The sequence below is a fragment of the Rhizobium sp. M10 genome, from assembly GCF_002531955.1.
GTDB lineage: Bacteria > Pseudomonadota > Alphaproteobacteria > Rhizobiales > Rhizobiaceae > Rhizobium > Rhizobium etli_C.
In genome coordinates, this window is record NZ_NWTA01000004.1 from 23737 (window position 1) to 42501 (window position 18765).

At 63.6% G+C, this 18765-nt stretch carries 17 protein-coding genes; 10 read left to right on the top strand and 7 right to left on the bottom strand.

Annotation, left to right across the window (positions count from 1 at the left end; genetic code table 11):
- Positions 1 to 31 precede the first annotated feature (31 nt).
- Positions 32 to 682: a GntR family transcriptional regulator gene (locus CO671_RS07800; protein ID WP_097605726.1), complete on the top strand. Its 651-nt coding sequence runs from the start codon at positions 32 to 34 to the stop codon at positions 680 to 682.
- 103 nt (positions 683 to 785) lie between these two features.
- On the opposite strand, the gene CO671_RS07805 is transcribed toward CO671_RS07800, so the two are convergent.
- Both CO671_RS07805 and CO671_RS07810 read right to left on the bottom strand, forming a co-directional pair.
- Positions 786 to 1208: a hypothetical protein gene (locus tag CO671_RS07805; protein WP_141514456.1), complete on the bottom strand. Its 423-nt coding sequence runs from the start codon at positions 1206 to 1208 to the stop codon at positions 786 to 788.
- Positions 1209 to 1287: 79 nt separating this feature from the next.
- A complete protein-coding gene (locus CO671_RS07810) occupies positions 1288 to 1689 on the bottom strand; it encodes a thioesterase family protein (RefSeq protein ID WP_097605465.1) in 402 nt (133 codons plus the stop codon).
- Positions 1690 to 1878: 189 nt separating this feature from the next.
- Between CO671_RS07810 and CO671_RS07815 the strand changes: the two genes are divergently transcribed.
- From CO671_RS07815 to CO671_RS07830, 4 genes are all read left to right on the top strand, one after another.
- Positions 1879 to 2814, top strand: a complete 936-nt coding sequence (locus CO671_RS07815) for a histone deacetylase family protein (protein ID WP_097605466.1) — start codon at positions 1879 to 1881, stop codon at positions 2812 to 2814.
- Between the two features lie 2 nt (positions 2815 to 2816).
- Positions 2817 to 3068, top strand: a complete 252-nt coding sequence (locus tag CO671_RS07820; RefSeq protein ID WP_097605467.1) for an exodeoxyribonuclease VII small subunit — start codon at positions 2817 to 2819, stop codon at positions 3066 to 3068.
- Between the two features lie 74 nt (positions 3069 to 3142).
- On the top strand, positions 3143 to 3910 hold the full coding sequence (locus CO671_RS07825) for an SDR family oxidoreductase (protein WP_097605468.1): 768 nt from the start codon (positions 3143 to 3145) through the stop codon (positions 3908 to 3910).
- Positions 3911 to 3994: 84 nt separating this feature from the next.
- On the top strand, positions 3995 to 4918 hold the full coding sequence (locus CO671_RS07830) for a pirin family protein (RefSeq protein WP_097605469.1): 924 nt from the start codon (positions 3995 to 3997) through the stop codon (positions 4916 to 4918).
- A gap of 34 nt (positions 4919 to 4952) precedes the next feature.
- On the opposite strand, the gene CO671_RS07835 is transcribed toward CO671_RS07830, so the two are convergent.
- Entirely contained in the window at positions 4953 to 6929 is a 1977-nt protein-coding gene (locus CO671_RS07835; RefSeq protein WP_097605470.1) for a phospholipase D-like domain-containing protein, read from the bottom strand.
- A gap of 287 nt (positions 6930 to 7216) precedes the next feature.
- Between CO671_RS07835 and dxs the strand changes: the two genes are divergently transcribed.
- Positions 7217 to 9133 (top strand): 1-deoxy-D-xylulose-5-phosphate synthase, encoded by a 1917-nt coding sequence (dxs, locus tag CO671_RS07840; protein WP_097605471.1) that lies wholly within the window; start codon positions 7217 to 7219, stop codon positions 9131 to 9133.
- 244 nt (positions 9134 to 9377) lie between these two features.
- Here the strand turns inward: dxs and CO671_RS07850 are convergent, their stop codons facing one another.
- On the bottom strand, positions 9378 to 11321 hold the full coding sequence (locus tag CO671_RS07850) for a methyl-accepting chemotaxis protein (protein ID WP_097605472.1): 1944 nt from the start codon (positions 11319 to 11321) through the stop codon (positions 9378 to 9380).
- A 308-nt stretch (positions 11322 to 11629) separates the two neighbouring features.
- Between CO671_RS07850 and CO671_RS07855 the strand changes: the two genes are divergently transcribed.
- The gene (locus CO671_RS07855) at positions 11630 to 12376 is read left to right on the top strand and encodes a TlyA family RNA methyltransferase (RefSeq protein ID WP_097605727.1); all 747 of its coding nucleotides are present in this window, start codon (positions 11630 to 11632) and stop codon (positions 12374 to 12376) included.
- A complete protein-coding gene (locus CO671_RS07860; protein WP_097605473.1) occupies positions 12373 to 13623 on the top strand; it encodes a class I SAM-dependent RNA methyltransferase in 1251 nt (416 codons plus the stop codon). Before CO671_RS07855 ends, CO671_RS07860 begins: the two co-directional genes overlap by 4 nt.
- A gap of 4 nt (positions 13624 to 13627) precedes the next feature.
- Here the strand turns inward: CO671_RS07860 and CO671_RS07865 are convergent, their stop codons facing one another.
- Complete coding sequence (locus CO671_RS07865) at positions 13628 to 14077, bottom strand: helix-turn-helix domain-containing protein (protein WP_097605474.1); 450 nt, start codon at positions 14075 to 14077, stop codon at positions 13628 to 13630.
- Between the two features lie 85 nt (positions 14078 to 14162).
- Between CO671_RS07865 and CO671_RS07870 the strand changes: the two genes are divergently transcribed.
- On the top strand, positions 14163 to 14981 hold the full coding sequence (locus CO671_RS07870; RefSeq protein ID WP_097605475.1) for an oxidoreductase: 819 nt from the start codon (positions 14163 to 14165) through the stop codon (positions 14979 to 14981).
- 82 nt (positions 14982 to 15063) lie between these two features.
- A complete protein-coding gene (locus tag CO671_RS07875) occupies positions 15064 to 16068 on the top strand; it encodes an MBL fold metallo-hydrolase (RefSeq protein ID WP_097605476.1) in 1005 nt (334 codons plus the stop codon).
- 30 nt (positions 16069 to 16098) lie between these two features.
- Here CO671_RS07875 and CO671_RS07880 read toward each other — a convergent pair whose 3' ends face one another.
- Both CO671_RS07880 and CO671_RS07885 read right to left on the bottom strand, forming a co-directional pair.
- Positions 16099 to 16851 carry a crotonase/enoyl-CoA hydratase family protein gene (locus tag CO671_RS07880; RefSeq protein WP_097605477.1) on the bottom strand — a complete coding sequence of 251 codons (753 nt, stop codon included), beginning with the start codon at positions 16849 to 16851 and terminating at the stop codon, positions 16099 to 16101.
- Positions 16852 to 16882: 31 nt separating this feature from the next.
- Positions 16883 to 18658: an acyl-CoA dehydrogenase gene (locus CO671_RS07885; RefSeq protein ID WP_097605478.1), complete on the bottom strand. Its 1776-nt coding sequence runs from the start codon at positions 18656 to 18658 to the stop codon at positions 16883 to 16885.
- Between the last annotated feature and the right edge of the window lie 107 nt (positions 18659 to 18765).

An 18765-nucleotide genomic window follows, 5' to 3' on the forward strand; every position in this document is an offset into this window, starting at 1 on the left:
ATGGCATTTATGTATGAAGGAAGCGAAAGAAATGTCCGAGAATGTCGGCCGGTGGCTCCGCGATGAGATTGAAAATGCGATACTTTCCTACGAGTTCGCCCCCGGCGAGCGGCTGGATGAAACCGTGCTTGCCAATCGCTTCGGCGTGTCGCGGACGCCGGTGCGCGAGGCGCTGATGCAGCTTGATGCCATCGGCCTCATCGAAATCCGTCCGCGCCGCGGCGCCATCGTGATCGATCCAGGCCCGCACCGCATTTACGAGATGTTCGAGGTCATGGCCGAGCTCGAGGGCCTGGCCGGATCGCTCGCCGCCCGCCGGCTGGACAAGGCGTCACGCGAGGCGATCACCGCCACCCACAGCCGCTGCGAACAATCCGCCGCGGCCGGTGACAGCGATGCCTATTATTACGACAATGAGGAATTTCATAAGGCCATCTACGCCGCGAGCCGCAGCGATTTCCTGCAGGAGCAATGCGTGCAGCTGCATCGACGGCTGCGCCCATATCGCCGTCTGCAGCTGCGCGTGCGCAACCGCCTGTCGACCTCCTTCTCGGAACATTGCGCCATCGTCGATGCGATCTTTACAGGAGACGGAGATGAAGCCCGCCGCCTGCTGCGAACCCATGTCGGCATTCAGGGAGAAAGGTTCAGCGATCTGGTCGCGAGCATGGCGACGAGATGACCGGAGGGCGTGACTGATCGCTGCACGATCCTTTATTTGGCTCTGCCCGGATATCTAGCTCATCGCTTTCAGAGATCGGGGCTGGAGCAACTCCTGAGTCGGCTCACTTGCCGTCGACTTCTAGGATGACGCCTGAAAACGCCTGGGAAACCTCGTTTCCATCAGGAAAGCCTTCGGTCACGACCGTAAATCTGATCCAGCCCTTCCATCCTATAAGACCGGTGCGTTTCGGCGCGATCACCGCTACCACGATGTCCTCATTCGGAAAGACGTGAACGGCACGAACTCCGGGACCTGGCTCTGAGTGCAGCACTGCGAGTACCTTTCCGCCCCCCGGCTTGGCGCCTGCATAGATCGGAGAACCGTCACCTAGCGGTGCGACTGCGCTTATGAAGCGCGTACTGACGTAACCCTCGCCGTTGAAGAAAAGAGGACCTTGATAGGGACGAGGAGGCTCATCATCGCTCCACGCAGCGCTGACCGACACAAGTAACAGGGCAGTAGCGAGCATTGAACGTCGCGTCACCGGACGGCTCCTCTCTAAGATTGGCTGGAACAATTGACATGGACCTCAAGCTTTAGGCGTCCGCTGCCCGGGCAACATACTAATCCAAAAACCGATAGAGCCAGTCGCGCGTTTCCTCCGGCAGCGAGGCCGGCTGCTGGTCCTCGCTGCTGCGGGCCTGCCAGATGATTTCCACCTCGGCGGCGCGCTCCTCGCCGGTGTCGATCGAAACGAGGAAGCCGATGGAGCGCACGCCGATCTTGTCGACGGCGGCGGTAAAAAGGGCCGGCTCGTCGTAATGCAGCGGCCGATGGAGAACGCAGGTAATCTTGCTGGCGTTGTAGATCGGTTCGTCCTCGACCTCGGGCCGAGCCGACCAGAAGCTGGCAATGACGGATTCGGCATAGGAAATATAGGAGGCCAGGAACATCCGACCGTTCATATCGACATCGCGAAACGGCACATGTATTTCCGTCACACCCGGGCGTTTCGACTGACTCATCAACAACTCTGCCTGCAAAATTCCCCGTTAACGACAGTAGCACGGGGTTTTTTGAAGTAAACGGCTGAGATGACAGGAATTTATAACGCCGCCGCCAGCGAGATGGTGCGGCGGGAGCGCTTGTTGAAATCGTCCTGCGATGCCCCATCTGCTGTGGATCATGACACAAGCGGCCGATAGAGTGTCTCCATGAGCACCCGTCTTTATGAACACCCGATCTTCCTGGAACATGTGACGCCTTCCGGCCATCCGGAGCGATCGGACCGGATCCGCGCCATCAATGTCGCGCTGGAACATCCGAATTTCGAGCGGCTGGAGCGCCGGCAAGCGCCGCAGGCGAGCGAGGATGCGGTGCTGCTGGCGCATCCGGAAGAGCATCTGATGGCCGTCATGCGCGAGATCCCCGAAGAGGAAGATCGGATCAACCAGCTGGAAGCCGATACCTATGCCAGCGTCAAAAGCCTGCAGGCGGCGCTGACCGGGATCGGCGGCGCGATGGCGGCGGTGGACGACGTCTTTTCCGGCGCCGCCGACAATGTCTTCGTCGCCGCCCGCCCGCCCGGGCACCATGCCGAGAAGACGACGGCGATGGGCTTCTGCTTCTTCAACAATGCGGCGATCGCCGCCCGCCACGCGCAGAAAAGGCATGGCGCCGAACGTGTCGCCATCGTCGACTGGGACGTCCACCATGGCAACGGCACCCAGGACATCTTCTGGGACGATGCTTCCGTGCTGTTCTGCTCGACGCATCAGATGCCGCTCTATCCCGGCAGCGGCGCCAAGGAGGAGAAGGGCAAGCACAATACCATCGTCAACGCGCCGCTTTCGCCGAATGTCGGCAGCGACCATTTCCGCGAGGCGTTCAAATCGCGCGTGCTGCCGGCGCTCGACGATTTCCGGCCGGACCTCATCATCATCTCCGCCGGCTTCGACGCGCATCACCGCGATCCGCTGGCGCAGATCAACCTGACGGGCGAAGATTTCGACTGGGCCACCGGCCGCGTCCTGGAACTGGCCGACCGGCACGCCAAGAACCGGGTCGTCAGCCTGCTCGAAGGCGGCTATGATCTTGAAGGTCTGGCCGAATCGGCGGGCATGCATATTCTGCGAATGATGAAGGGTTGAGAATGACTGAAAGCGCCAAGCCTGAGGTATCGGGCCTTTCCTTCGAAAAGGCGGTCGCCGAACTCGAAAGCATCGTCGCCCGGCTGGAACGCGGCGACGTGGCGCTGGATGAATCCATCGAGATCTATGAGCGCGGCGAAGCGCTGAAGAAACATTGCGAGACGCTGCTTTCGGCCGCCGAAAACCGCATCGAGAAGATCCGGCTCGACCGCGCCGGCAAGCCGCAGGGCGTCGAGCCGCTCGACGGGGCCTGAGCGGATCGAAGGCGCTTGGCGATCGGCTTACGGCCGATCTATGATCCCCTCCAGAACCATGAGGGGACAGACAAATGACGGATAGATTGAAGGGCAAGGTCGCCATCATCTCGGGCGGCGCCACCGGCATGGGCGGTGCCGCCTCCAAGCTGTTTGCGGTCGAAGGCGCGCGTGTCGCGATCATCGACCGCAACGGCGAAGCGGCTGATGAGACCGTGAAGCAGATCCGTGATGCCGGCGGCGAGGCCGATTGCTGGACGGCCGATGTTTCCGACGAAGCCGCCGTCAATGCCGCCGTCGCCGGCGTCGAGGAACGCTACGGCGCGGTGACCGTGCTGTTCAATCATGCCGGCACCATCGTCATCAAACCCTTTCTCGAAACGACGCTTCAGGAATGGGACTGGCTGCACGCCGTCAATGTGCGCTCGATGTTCCTGATGACCAAGGCCGTGCTGCCGAAGATGATTGCCGCAGGCGGCGGATCGATCGTCTGCACCTCGTCGATCTCGGCGGTCGCGGCGACGCCGATGGAGGTGCTTTACGACACGACCAAGGGCGCGGTGCACATGTTTGCCCGGGCCATCGCAGTGGAATTCCGCGACCGCAACATCCGCTGCAACGCCGTCTGCCCCGGCTTCATCCGCACGCCGCACGGGTTGCGCGAAGTGGCCGACCTGCAGGCGCTCGGCGTCGATGTCTCGGATGCCGCCATCGCCGCCCAGCAGGGCCGGATCGGCGAGCCGGAGGATGTGGCGCGCGCCGCCCTTTATCTCGCCAGCGACGAGTCGAACTTTGTCAACGGCGCCCACCTCTTCGTCGACAACGGCTTCACCGCGATCTGAACGGATGCCCGACGAGACGCGCTCCATTGGCGCGCGGGCCTCCAGGCACTATCTCTCGCGGATATCTTGAGATCGGAGATCCCCATGTCCTTCTTTCCCGGTAAAGATCCGCTGCCCGGCGATGCCTTCGCCTGTGATGCGATCGAGAACCTGATCATTCCGCGCAGCAGCGATATCGGCGGCTTCCAGGTGCGGCGCGCCCTGCCGACGCGGCAGCGGCGGCTGGTCGGGCCGTTCATCTTCTTCGACCGCATGGGGCCGGCGATCCTGAAACCGAACGAGGCGCTCGACGTGAAGCCGCATCCGCATATCGGCCTGTCGACGGTCACCTATCTCTTCGACGGCGAGATCCGCCACCGCGACAGCCTCGGCACCGAAAAGGTCATCCGTCCCGGCGATATCAACCTGATGACGGCAGGCCGCGGCATCGTGCATTCCGAGCGCACGCCCGACAATCTGCGCGGCCACCCGCTGCTGATGTCGGGATTGCAGACCTGGCTGGCGCTGCCCGACGACAAGGAGGAGATCGATCCCTCCTTCGCCCATACGGAAAAGACCGACATGCCGCTGATCGAAACGTCAGGCGTGCGCGGGCGGGTCGTCATCGGCTCGTTCGATGGCATGACATCGCCGGTCGGCACTTTCTCCGACACGCTCTATGTCGATCTCAACCTGCAGCCCGGCGTGCGTTTTCCCTTCGGCGCCGGCCACGAGGAACGCGCCGTCTATGTGCTCTCAGGCGAGGTCGTCATCTCGGGCGATCGTTTCGCCGCCGATCAGTTGCTGGTCTTCCGGCCGGGCGATCCGATCACGCTCGAAGCCGGCAGCGACGGCTGTCACCTGATGCTCTTCGGCGGCGCGGCGCTGAACTCGAAACGTTATATCTGGTGGAATTTCGTCTCCTCCTCGAAGGAACGGATCGAAAAGGCCAAGGAGGAATGGCGCACCGGCCGCTTCGACATCGTTCCCGGCGACGAAGAGGAATTCGTGCCGTTGCCGGAAGGCTGACGGCACTCAAACCCATCGCAAAGATGGCTTCCGGTTAGCCTGCCGCGAAATAGCGCATCAGCGCCCCCTTGGTACGGTTGACGTAGCGGTCCTGCCAGCTGTCATCGACGTTGAGAAAGCCCGACCAGCCCTTCTTGCCCTGGCGCTTCAATTCCGCCTCGACGGCGCGGAAGCGATAGTGGTCATAGACATCGAGGATATGGACGGCATAGGCCTCGGCCAGCGCCCGGTCGCCTTTGACGATCAGCATGTTCTCGTCATTGGCGTAGGAGGCCTTGAAGCCGAGATTGTGGCTGCCGAGCACGACGACGCAGTCGTCCGACAGGGGATCGATCACCAGCACCTTGTCATGGATGATGGCGCCGACCTTCTTGGCCGTCAGCTCCTCCGCGCCGAAATCGGCCAGCAGCTGGTGGTCATCGATGCGCGAGGCCCGGACGATCGAGACATTGGCCTCGTCGAACGTATGCGGCGACACGGCCGCGGTATCGTCGTCCTCATCGTCGGGATCGTTCTTCTTGCCGGCGACGTAATTGGGCATGGCCTGCGGGCTGGAAACGGCGCCGGTGACGATCAGCTTCTGATCCTTGAGGCCGATATCGATCGCCTCGCCGACGATGCAATCCCTGCCCGACTGACCGGGATAGAAGGCCAGAAACAGCACCGCGTGCTCGGCACGGCGCATCAGGCGGTAGACCTCGCGAAGATCGGGCGGCGTCTCCTTGCCCTTTCTGCGGTTCTGCATGTTCGGCGAGAACCACGTTTCGACCGAAGCCCCGTTCGCGGTCGGGACGAGAGACGGTGTCTCGTTGGAACGCCGGAACGCCTTGCTCTGCTGATTGTCGGGCATGCCGTCATCGAATTCGACCGGCACTTCCAGCGTCGCATTGTCTGCCAGCATCCGCTCCCAATAGGCGACATAGGCGGCGGCAACCGCATCGTTGCGGACGATCAGGGCGTTGTTGGATTGGCCGGCAAGCCCCGTGGCCGTCCAGTTGGTGCTGCCGGTGAAGACGCTGCGCGTTCCATCGGGCGCTATATGCACGACGAATTTGTTGTGGCCGATCTGGCTCGAATTGTTGAACATCCGGTGGTGAATCTCGACGCCGGCGTCGATCAGCGCCTTGCGTGCGTGGGCATTGCGCACATCCCACTCGTCTCCGACCTTTCCCGTATTGGCGAGAATGATGCGCAGCTTGTCCTTGTTGGCAAGCAGCAGGTCGAGCAGCTCCTTATCCTCGAGCTCGTAGAGGGCGACCAGGAAGCGTCCGGGCGCATTCATGAAATCCCTGAGCATCGGAATGACATCGCCGGCCAGATATTTGCGGATGCCGTTCGCCGGATTGGAAATCATGTCGATCAGCTCGTTCGGCTGCTTCACACCGTCTTCCAGCAGGACGTTTCTGAGCCACTGGGCGGCGAGGATGCCGTTGGTGAAGGTCGATTCGAACTGGCCGCGCTTGCGCGTCACATGGACCGGGTTGGAGGCGACGGCCGGCCCGAGATAACCGAGCGGCCGCGGCGGACCTTCATAGGCCTTGACGGCGATTTTCTCGAAGGTGCCGTCAGCCTTCTTGATCGGCCTGCCGTTGTCGTCCCGCTTGTTGATCTCGACAAGCGCAGGCGTCGGATCCGGGGCCGCCGCCATGCCCGGCTTCAGATCGCCGAGCGGGCGGATCTCGTAGCGCACCCGCACCTCGTCCGGCCGCCGCCGCATTTCGTTGCGCCGCTTGCGCAGCGTGAGATCGCGCCAGGACAGTTTCTGCACCGGCCAGAGCGAGGTCGTCTGCGGCAGCCAATGCGGATTGCGCTGCCCCTTGAAGGCGACCCAGGCGGCGCAGGTCACGCGATCCTCGCTGCCATCGGACTTTTTCGCCACGTTTCCCTGCTCGTCGAGATAGACGCGCACGACCTCAAAGCCGAGGCATCCGTCGATCTTGGCGTCGATATCCCAGGCCACATAGGCGACCTCGTTGTTCACATAAGCATGCGCTGCAACAATCGTTCCCATGACCTGATCCCCCAGTCGGTGCGGCAACATTGCTACCATTCCGTGTCATATTCAAGCCGCTCGCCGCCCCTTTCAGCGTTCGACCGGCGAGGCGGAAAATCGGGGCGGCACCGGGCCAAAATCAGGCGAATGCAACTTACGGAAATAGAATGTGATAACTCCCGAAACCCCTCACACATTTTTCCGCCATGCTCTAAGGTGAAAACCTTCGGTTCCTGAAATCACTTGTTTTGCCTCGTTCTAATCGAATAAAGCGGTACAAGGAAAAGTAAGAAAGAGCGCCGCCCGTGACACATCCGCCGAAGACCCCTCTGCTCGACCAGGTCACTTATCCTGCCGACCTGCGCAAGCTCGAGGATCGCGACCTGCCGCAGCTCGCCCGCGAGGTCCGCGACGAAATGATCGATGCGGTGTCGCGCACCGGCGGTCATCTCGGCGCCGGTCTCGGCGTGGTCGAGCTGACGATCGCCATCCACAGCGTCTTCGACACGCCTGGCGACCGGCTGATCTTCGATGTCGGCCATCAATGTTATCCGCACAAGATCCTGACCGGCCGGCGCGACCGCATCCGCACGCTGCGCCAGGAAGACGGGCTGTCCGGCTTCACCCGCCGGGCGGAGAGCGAATATGATCCCTTCGGCGCGGCGCATTCCTCGACCTCGATCTCGGCCGGCCTCGGCATGGCGATCGCCGCCGATCTCGACAAGAACGACCGGCGCGTCATCGCCGTCATCGGCGACGGGGCGATGTCGGCCGGCATGGCCTATGAGGCGCTGAACAATGCCGGCGCGCTCGATGCCCGCCTCATCGTCATCCTCAACGACAACGACATGTCGATCGCGCCGCCGACAGGGGCAATGAGCGCCTATCTCGCCCGCCTCGCCTCGGGTCGCACCTATATGGGCTTCCGCGATTTCGGCAAGAAGCTGACGGCCTATCTCGGCAAGAACATCGATCGCGCCATCACCCGCGCCGTCGAGCATGCCCGCGGCTACGTCACCGGCGGCACGATGTTCGAGGAGATGGGCTTCTATCATATCGGGCCGATAGACGGGCATTCCTTCGATCATCTGCTGCCGGTGCTGCGCAATGTGCGCGACAATGCCCGCGGCCCGGTGCTGATCCATGTCGTCACCCAGAAGGGCAAGGGCTATCCGCCGGCCGAAGCCGCCGCCGACAAATATCACGGCGTCAACAAGTTCGACGTCATCACCGGCGCGCAGGCGCGGGTGAAGCCGAACGCGCCGAGCTATACCAGCGTCTTTGCCGAGGCGCTGGTGCAGGAAGCGGCCCTCGACGACAAGATCGTCGGCATCACCGCCGCCATGCCGAATGGTACCGGCCTCGACAAGCTCGCCGAAGCCTTTCCCTCGCGCTGCTTCGATGTCGGCATTGCCGAGCAGCATGCCGTGACCTTCGCCGCCGGGCTCGCGGCGGAAGGCTACAAGCCGTTTGCCGCCCTCTATTCCACCTTCCTGCAGCGCGCCTACGACCAGGTCGTGCACGACGTGGCGATCCAGGGACTGCCGGTGCGTTTTCCGATCGACCGCGCCGGCTTCGTCGGCGCCGACGGCCCGACCCATGCCGGCTCCTTCGACACCGCCTTCCTCACCACCCTGCCCGGCTTCGTGGTGATGGCGGCGGCCGACGAGGCCGAACTCAAACACATGGTACGCACGGCCGCCGCCTATGACGCCGGGCCGATCTCCTTCCGTTATCCGCGCGGCGAGGGTGTCGGCGTCGACATGCCGGCGCGCGGAGAAATCCTGCAGATCGGCAAGGGCCGCATCGTCAAGGAAGGCACCAAGGTGGCGCTGCTCTCCTTCGGCAGCCGGCTTGCCGACTGTCTGCTGGCCGCCGAAGATCTCGAGGCCGCCGGGCTGTCGACGACGGTCGCCGATGCGCGCTTCGCCAAGCCGCTCGACCACGACCTGATCCGCCAGCTCGCCCGCCACCACGAGATGGTAATCACCGTCGAAGAAGGCTCCGTCGGCGGTTTCGGCAGCCAGGTGATGCAGTATCTCTCGAGCGAGGGCCTGCTCGACAACGGCCTGAAGATCCGCTCGCTGGTCATGCCCGATATCTGGATGGAACAGGCCAAACCCGAAGCGATGATCGCCCATGCCGGGTTGGATCGCGCCGGGATTGTTTCGACGGTGTTTAGGGCGCTGGGGCGCAGGGTTGCGGTTGGGGTTGCGGGATAGTTATCGACGTGAGGGTGTGCCGTGCGGCCCCCTCATCCGCCCTCCGGGCACCTTCTCCCCGCTGGGGAGAAGAGGGAATCGAGAGGTCGCGGCATCACCCCTTCTCCCCAGCGGGGAGAAGGTGGCCCGAAGGGTCGGATGAGGGGGCCGCGGGCAGCACCATGGCCATCTCATCATGAAAAAAGGCGGCACATCTCTGCGCCGCCCTCTTCGTTTGACGTTCCTTTCTGAGAAAGGCGCCTTCTCAGAACTCCGTCCAGTCCTCCTGCACCGCAACCGCGGCACTCGCCTGTCTTCCGCCGAAGGCTTTGGTGACCTTGCCGGCGAGGGCGCGAGCCGGAGAGGCGACCGGGCGGGAGGCCGGCGTTGCGGCGGCGGCCTTCTGGGCCGGAGCGGCAAGCTGAGTGCCGAGCTTGAACTGGCGCAGCAGTTCGTCGAGAGCGCTTGCCTCGCTGGCGAGCGCATGGCTCGCCGCAGTCTGTTCCTCGACCATGGCCGCATTCTGCTGCGTGCCCTGATCCATATTGTTGACGGCGGTGTTGATCTCCTGCAGCCCGATCGACTGTTCGCGCGTGGCGGTGACGATCGCACTGACGTTGCGGTTGATCTCCTGCACCTCGGCGACGATGGCTTCGAGCGCCTTGCCGGTCTCGCCGACCAGCGACACGCCGGTCTGGACATGCGTACCTGAGGTGGTGATCAGATCCTTGATCTCCTTGGCGGCCTTGGCCGAACGCTGCGCGAGTTCGCGCACCTCCTGGGCGACGACGGCAAAACCCTTGCCGGCCTCACCGGCGCGGGCGGCCTCGACGCCGGCGTTCAGCGCCAAGAGGTTGGTCTGGAAGGCGATGTCGTCGATGACGCCGATGATGTTGGAGATCTCGCCCGAGGACTTCTCGATCTGCTGCATGGCCGAGACTGCCCTGCGGACGACGTCGCCGGACTTTTCGGCGCCGAGGCGGGTGCGCTCGACGAGATTGCCGACATCCTCGGCGCGTTTGGCGCTGTCGCGCACCGTCGTCGTCACTTCTTCCAGCGCTGCGGCGGTCTGTTCGACGGCGGCGGCCTGCTGCTCGGTGCGGTGGGCAAGATCGTCGGCGGCCGAGCGGATCTCGCCGGCGCCGGCATTGATCGCCGAAGCGTTGCGGCCGACCGACTGGAGTGCGGCCTGCAGTTTTTCGACGGCATTATTGAAGTCATTGCGCAGGCTGTCATATTGCGGCGCGAACGGCGTCTGGATGCGGGCGGCGACATCGCCGACGGCAAGGCCGGCAAGGCCGCCGGCCAAGGCGTCGACGGCATAACGCAGCTCGCCTTCCTCGCGCGCCTTCTGCTCGTCGCTCGCCTGGCGCTGGCGCTCGGCGTCACCGCGCATGCGGTCGGTCTCGCCGGCAAGGCGCAGCTTCTCGATCGCCGCCTGCTTGAAGACCAGGACGGACTGCGCCATGCGGCCGATTTCGTCACCGCGCTCGACAGCCGGCACCTCGATATCGTTCTGACCGCCGGCAAGGCGATCCATGGCCGCGGTCATGCCGACGACCGGGCGGACGATGGTGCGCGACATCAACCAGGCGAGTACGGCGGCGGCAAGCGAGGCGACAATGCCGCCGGCAATCAGCGTCATCTTCAGATCGCTGTTGGCATCGGCGCGGATGGCGGCGAGCGCATTCGACTTTTCGCGGGCGGCGGCCTTGATCTTGGCGGACGCCTGGCGGAAACCGTCGAGCTGACCCTTGGTGGCGTTGACGCCGATCTTGACGACCTCTTCGATCGGCATGTCGGTTTCCTTGCGCGCCTTGGTCTGCGGCTCGGCAAGTTCATGGAAATAGAGGTCGGCGGCCTTCTGCATGCCGTCGATCATCTCGACCAGCTGCGGCTCGCCGGCGGCCGTCTGCTTGGCGGCGGCGATCGCCTTCAGCATGCGCTCGCGGTTGGTGAAGACGTCGCCATAGGTGCTGTCGCTGCGGAAGAGGATGAAGCCGCGCAGATTGACCGCCTGCTCGAGCATCGCCTGCAGCGCATCGTCGATCTGGTTGACGAGCAGCTCCGATTTTTCCTGTTCGGCCGACGCTGCCGCCGAGGCCGTTGCCTTGGAATAGACGTAAGCGGAAACGGACATGAAGATGAGAATGAGGGCTGCGAACGTCGCCGCAAGCTTCCCGTTCAAGGATATGTTTTTAGCGGACATCGTTGAGTTTCTCCTGGCGACAGTCGACGCGGCGAGAGACGGTCGCGCGCAAGACGCAACCGCAGAGACTTGGAATCGGAAACATGATCGGCGAAAGACGCCTGCGCCTTCATGGCACGAAGCGGTTCGGACGAACCGCTGCAATCGAGCCGACCCTATGCGGGCAGGCTTTAAATTTGCTTAAATACGCGCCGCAGCAACGGCGAGCCCGACGATTATCTGCTTCCGGCGTCCGAAAGCTCCGACGGCCGTGGCGATCCTGGAACAAAATGCTTGCAACCGGCGGCTTTGCCGGTCATTCACAGCCGATGTCCGATCAAAACAGCCAACGCCTCGACCAGTTGCTCGTCTCCCGCGGCCTCTTTGCCAGCCGCTCGCGGGCGCGCGACGCCGTACAGCGCGGCACCGTCCGGATCGCCGGCCAGGTGGTGACGAAGGCCGGCGCGCTCTTCGGCGCCGACGCCGATATTGCCATTAACGATCCGGCGCAGGATTACGTCTCGCGCGCCGCATTGAAGCTTGCTAGCGCCCTCGAGCATTTCCGGCTCGATCCCGCCGGCCATCACTGTCTCGATATCGGCGCGTCCACAGGCGGCTTCACCGAGGTGCTGCTGCAGCGCGGTGCGGCGCATGTCACGGCGATCGATGTCGGCCATGGGCAGATGCATCCGCGCATCTCAGGCGACCCGCGGGTGACGAACCGAGAAGGCCTCAACGCCCGCAACCTGACGGCCGAGGATGTCGGCCACCCCGCAAGCTTCATCGTCTCCGATGTCTCGTTCATCTCACTGAAGCTGGCGCTGGCGCCGGCTCTTGATATCGCCTCGCCGGGCGCCATCGCCGTGCTGCTGGTCAAGCCGCAGTTCGAAGCGGGGCGCGAGGCGATCGGCAAGGGCGGACTGTTGAAGGACCCCTCGTCTGCGCCCGCCGTCGCTGCGGAATTGGAGCGCTGGTTCACCGAGGATATGGGCTGGAACAGCCTCGGCCTCATCCCCTCCCCGATTGCCGGCGGCGACGGCAATCAGGAATTCCTTCTGGCAGGATTGAAACCGTGAGCACCGAAACCGTCACCATCGAGAAGCTCGGCGCCCAGGGCGACGGCATTGCCGGCAGCGCCGCCGGCCCGGTCTATGTGCCCTTTTCCCTTCCCGGGGAAACAGTGGCGATCGCTCGCGTCAAAAGCCAGGGCACGATCATGTCGATCACGACGCCCTCGCCCGACCGGCAGGAGCCGCCTTGCCGGCATTTCGGTCCGGACGGCGTCAACGGCACCTGCGGCGGCTGCACGCTGCAGCATCTGGCGGATGCCCCCTACCGCGCTTTCAAGCGGCAGCTGGTGGTCGATGCACTCAAATCCAAGGGGCTGACGCCTGATGTCGGCGAGATCGTTCCGGCCCGGCCGGGCGAACGCCGGCGCGTGGTGTTTGCGGCGCGCAAGACCGAGAAGGATATGTTGATCGGCTTCAACCAGGCCGAAAGCCATCATATCGTCGCCATCGAGGAATGTCCGATCTCGTCGGCAGGGATCGTCGCCCGGCTGCCGGCGATCAAGGCGATTGCCGCCGCGCTCGCGACCAGCGCCGAACCCTTCCGGGTGGCGGTGCTCGAGACGTTTTCCGGCCTCGATATAGCGGCCGACGACATCAAGAAACTCTCCGACCCGCAGCGGCGCAAGGCGATCGAGACCGTGCTCGGCCTGCGCGGCATCGCCCGTGTGACCGTGAACGGCGAAATCCTCGTCGAGCCGGCCAAGCCGCTTATCGATTTCGGCGGCGTCGAGGTTTCGCCGCCGCCCGGCGGCTTCGCCCAGGCGACCAAGCCGGCAGAGGAGGCAATGGCGGAGCTGGTGCTTGCCCATGCCGGCAAGGCCAAGCGGATCGCCGATCTCTTCGCCGGCACCGGCACGTTTTCGCTCAGGCTGGCCCGCATCGGCCGGGTGCATGCGGTCGAAGCCGAGGCAACGGCGCTCGCCGCACTCGACCAGGCCGCCCGCAAGACACAGGGGCTGAAGCCGGTGAGTGTCGAAAAACGCGATCTCTTCCGCCGCCCGTTGATGACGCAGGAGTTCAAGCCCTTTGACATGGTCGTCTTCGACCCGCCCCGCGCCGGCGCGGAGTTTCAGTGCAAGGAACTTGCCCGCTCAGGCGTGAAGAAGATCGCAGCCGTCAGCTGCAATCCGCTGACGCTGGCCCGCGATCTTCAGATCCTCGTCGAGGGCGGCTACCGCATTACCGGGGTGACACCGATCGACCAGTTCCTTTGGACCTCGCATGTCGAGGTGGTGGCGACGCTGGAGAAGTAGGCCGTTATCGATCGCCGGGCTCGCTTTCCCGCTGCAAACTCATGCGCATTGGCCGCGTTCCGAGCTTTGCACCCGTGACGGCATCGATTGCGATCGGCTCGATCTCCGATCCTGACTCGACATCGACATAGCGGGCGAGTTCGCCATCGCAATGGCGGTGCGCCCAAGCCCCGATCATCATCAGCACAGGCAGAAAATCGCGACCGGCTTCCGTGAGGACATATTCTTCGCGGGGCGGCCGTTCGGAATAGAGGCGCTTCTCCAGCAGACCGTCCTCCGTCAGCGCCTTGAGACGCTTGGTCAGCATGGTCGGCACGATGCCGAGGCTCTTCCTGAACTGGTCGAAACGGGTGAGGCCCGAATGGGCGTCGCGCAAAACGAGAATGCTCCACGCATCCCCGACGGATTGAAGGCCGCGGGCGACCGGGCATTGCGGAATCGAATTATTTTTCATTAGGTATCTTTTCGATAGTGACACGATATCGAAAAGATAGTAACAGATCGGCCAACGATGATCCACTCTTTTGAAAGCTGACAATATGACCGACAGAAACAGAAGCGTTGCACTGGTCACCGGTGCATCCTCAGGCATCGGCCTTGCAACCGCGGAGTCGCTGGTGAAGGCCGGCTACCGCGTGTTCGGGACCAGCCGCAAACCGGCCGCCAACAGGCCCGGCATAACGATGCTGATCTGTGATGTGGCCGAGGAAGCCTCGGTGCAGGCGGCTGTTGCGGAGGTCGTCCGGCAAACCGGCCGGCTTGATCTCGTCGTCAATAATGCCGGCATCGGCCTCATCGGCGGCGCCGAAGAATCCTCCATCGCCCAGGCCCAGCGGCTTTTCGACGTCAACGTCTTCGGCGTGGCGCGCGTCGCCAATGCGGTACTGCCGGTCATGAGGAAGCAAAAGAGCGGCCGGATCATCAACATGAGCTCGATCCTCGGCCTCATCCCGGCTCCGTACAACGCCTTCTATGCCTCGACCAAACATGCGCTCGAGGGCTATTCGGAATCGCTCGATCATGAAGTGCGCAACTTCGGCATTCGTGTTGTTCTCGTCCAACCCGGCGTCACCAGAACATCCTTCGAGGAAAATCTGACACGAGCAGACCAACCTCTTCCGGTCTATGCTTCGGAACGCGCCCGCAGCGAAGCGCTGATGCGCAAATGGGTGGAAACGGGTGATGCGCCTGAGGTCGTCGCCGACATGGTGGTGAAAGCCGCAACCGCGAAGAAGCCGAAGCTGCGCTATTCCGCCGGCAAGCAGTCGCGCCAGGTCCGCTCGCTTCGCCGTTACCTGCCGGAACGGCTGGTCGACAGCCTGCTGCGAAAGGTCAACGAGTTTCCTGCTTCGGCCTGACGCGTTAATCGAGGATAGGATTCAGATTTCAAGCCGACAGGCTTAAAGTCATCCTATCCTCGGCCAAGGAAACCGATTCTGAATGCGCAAGACCAAACGACGCAATCCCTACTATGCGGGCCCGGTGTCCGATCACTTCGACGGCACGTATTTCTTCAATCCCGAAGGCATCGAGCCGCTTGGTTTCCGCGAGCTCTTGCGGTGGCAATTCGGCGGCGGCCGTGAGCGCTGGCCGCGGTCGGTCCCAAGTCCATTTGCGGCGGCAAAACCGGATCCAAGCGTCGACGGCGAAGGCCTGCGGGTGACCATGGTTGGGCATGCAACCATGCTGGTGCAGGTCGCCGGGCTCAATATTCTCACCGATCCGGTGTGGTCGGAGCGGGTCAGCCCCTTCACCTTTGCCGGCCCCAGACGCGTCGTCCAACCGGGCATCGCATTCGATGATTTGCCGCCGATCGATCTCGTGCTGGTATCGCACAATCATTATGATCATCTCGATATCGCGACGCTCAAACGCTTGCATGCGAAGCATCGGCCGCGTGTCGTGACGCCGCTCGGCAATGACACGATCATCCGCCGCGCCGTGCCCGATCTGCAGACGACATCGATGGACTGGGGCGAGCGCATCTCGCACGCCGGAATAAGCATCGATGCGGAGCCGGCCCATCATTGGTCCGCCCGGGGCGGCGCCGATCGCCGGATGGCGCTCTGGGCTTCGTTCGTCTTGTCGACGCCCGCCGGCAAGATCTATCACGTCGGCGATACGGGCTTTCACCACGGCATCAATTACAAAGCGGTACAGCGGAAGCATGGCGGCTTTCGCCTGGCGATTTTACCCTTCGGCGCCTATGAGCCGCGATGGTTCATGAAAGGGCAGCACCAGAATCCTGAGGAGGCGGTGATGGGGATGAAGTTGGCAAATGCGGCCTATGTGGCCGGGCATCACTTCGCCACGTTCCAACTGACGAACGAGGCGGTCGATGCGCCGGTAAGAGCATTGCAAGACGCGATGCGAGAGCACGATATTTCTCCGGACCGGTTCCGGCCGCTCAGGGCCGGAGAGGTCTTCAACGTGCCGGTGGTCTAATCGGTACCCCGTTTGCCCCCAGGCCGCCGTTCAGCGGCGCATGAAGGCTTCGAAGGCCGCCCGGGCTTCGGCGCTTTTCAGGCGCGCGGCGAAATGACGGGCCTCGACGTCGATGCGGGCGATGACCTCCTCCCGGGAGCCGCAAATGAGATCGCGGGCGATCTTCAAGGCTTCCGGTGGCTTGGCGGCGAGTTTCGCAGCCGCGGCAAGCGCCGCATTCTCCACCTCGCCCGGCGTCGTTACCTTCCAGATGAGGCCGGCCTCGCGGGCTTCCTCGGCGCTGAAGGCCTCGCCGGCGGCCAGCATGGCAAAGGCGCGCTGGTGGCCCATCACACGCGGCGCGATCAGGCTGGAAGCCGCTTCCGGCACCAAAGCCAGATCGACGAAAGGCGTGCGGAACTGGCTGCGGTCGGAGGCGATCGTCAGGTCGCAGTGCAGGTTGAGGGTGGTGCCGATGCCGATCGCCAGGCCGTCGACCCCTGACACCAGCGGCTTTTCGGATCTGGCGAGCGCGTAGAGGAAATCGATCAGCTCGTCTCCCATGCTGCCGCCCATGGCAGTGGCAAGAAAATCGCCGATGTCGTTGCCGGCCGAGAAGCTGCCTTCGGTGCCGAGAAAGACCGTCACTCTGATATTCGCGTCCGCATTGGCGGCGGTGAGCGCATCGGCCATGGTGCGATACATCGCCCGTGTGAAGGCGTTCTTCTTTTCCGGCCGGTTGAAGCGAATGAGCTGAACGCCGGGATGAGCGGAAGACCGCTCGATGATGATGTGGTCGGTCATTAGGTTTTCCTCAGGTGTCATGGGGATCTCCTCAGGCAAGCAGGATGCGGGCGGCGGCGAGGCTTGCCGCGCCGTTGACGACCCGATCGCGAAGGGCCGCGGTCTCGGCAAGCAGGTTTTCGGCGGCGAAGCGGCAGAGCGCGATGCGGCCCTCGCCTTTGCCGTCGCCGCTTTCGGCCAGAGCACCCTTGGCGAGATAACAGCCGGTGAGCACGAGGCCGAACAGGCGCTGATAGGGAGTGGCGCCGGAAAGCGCCTCGGCGGCCCTCCCATCGGCAAGTGCTGCCAGAAGCCAGGCGGTCGTCTCTTCGAGATCTGAAATCGCGGCACCGAGTCTGGCGGCAGTCTCGCCGAAACCGTCGAGATTGGAGCGGCCGACAGCCTCGGCGATCGCCTTCAATTCGGCTATGAAGCCCATGACCTGATCGCCGCCGGAAAGCGGCAGCTTGCGGGTGACGAGGTCGATCGCCTGGATGCCGTTGGTGCCCTCATAGATCGGGGCGATGCGGGCATCACGCAGATAACGCGCCGCGCCGGTCTCCTCGATGAAGCCCATGCCGCCATGCACCTGAATGCCGAGCGAGGCGACCTCAACGCCGGCATCGGTTGAAAACGACTTGGCGATCGGCGTCAAAAGCGCGGCGCGCTCCTGCCAGTGGCGGCTATCGCCTGCCCGGCGCGACATGTCGAGCGCATGGGCGCAGGCATAGGAGATGGCGCGCGAACCCTGGGTCAGCGCCTTCATGGTGAGAAGCATACGGGCAACGTCGGGATGTTCGACGATCGGGCTCATGCCGGCGCCGGTCGAACCCGGCGCCCTGCCCTGCGTGCGTTCCCTGGCATAAGCGAGCGCCTTCTGGGTGGCCGCCTCTGCGATCGCCACACCCTGCATGCCGACGGCGAGACGCGCATTGTTCATCATCGTGAACATGCAGGCGAGCCCCTTGTTCTCCTCGCCGACCAGCCAGCCGATCGCACCCTTTTCGCCGCCGAACCGGCCGTCGCCGTAGATCATCGTGCAGGTCGGCGAACCGTGGATGCCGAGCTTGTGTTCCAGCGAATGGCAGAAGAGATCGTTGCGGGCACCAAGCGAACCGTCGTCGTTCACCAGGAATTTCGGCACGAGAAAGAGCGAGATGCCGCGTGTGCCGGCCGGCGCATCCGGCAGCCGGGCCAGCACCAGGTGGATGATATTGTCGGCCGCGTCGTGCTCGCCCCAGGTGATGAAGATCTTCTGGCCAAAGATGCGATAGCTGCCGTCGGCGCGCCGCTCGGCGCGGGCCTTCAGCACGCCGAGATCGGAGCCGGCATGCGGCTCCGTCAGGTTCATCGTGCCGGTCCATTCGCCGGACACCATCTTTGCCAGATATGTCTCTTTCAGCGCAGCGCTGCCATGGGCGCTGACCGCCTCGATGGCGCCCATCGTCAGCGTCGGGGCGAGCGCAAAGGCCATGGAGCCGGAGTTCCACATTTCCAGCGCCGCAACATTCAGCATGTCGGGCAGGGCCTGGCCGCCGAAGGCTTCGGGCGCCGTCAGGCCGTTCCAGCCGCCGGCGATCCAGTTGCGGTAGAGATCGCGCCAGCCATCCGGCAACCTGACGTCGCCATCGATGAGGCGGGCGCCCTGGCGGTCGCCGATGTCGGCAAGCGGCGCCACCTCCTCTGTGGCAAAACGACCCGCCTCGGAGAGGATGGCGTCGACCAGATCGTCGCCGAGATCGCCGAACAGACCGTTCGACAGCGCCTCCCCCATATCCGCTACATGCTTCAACGTGAACGCGATTTCCTCGACGGGCGCCTTATACATGCTTTCTCCTCCATGGGACCGGCCTGCACCTCGCGCAAAGCCCCTCCGAGGCAAGGGCTAATTGATTTTTACGTAAACGTCAATTTCGATTTCCCGGCCCGCCGTGC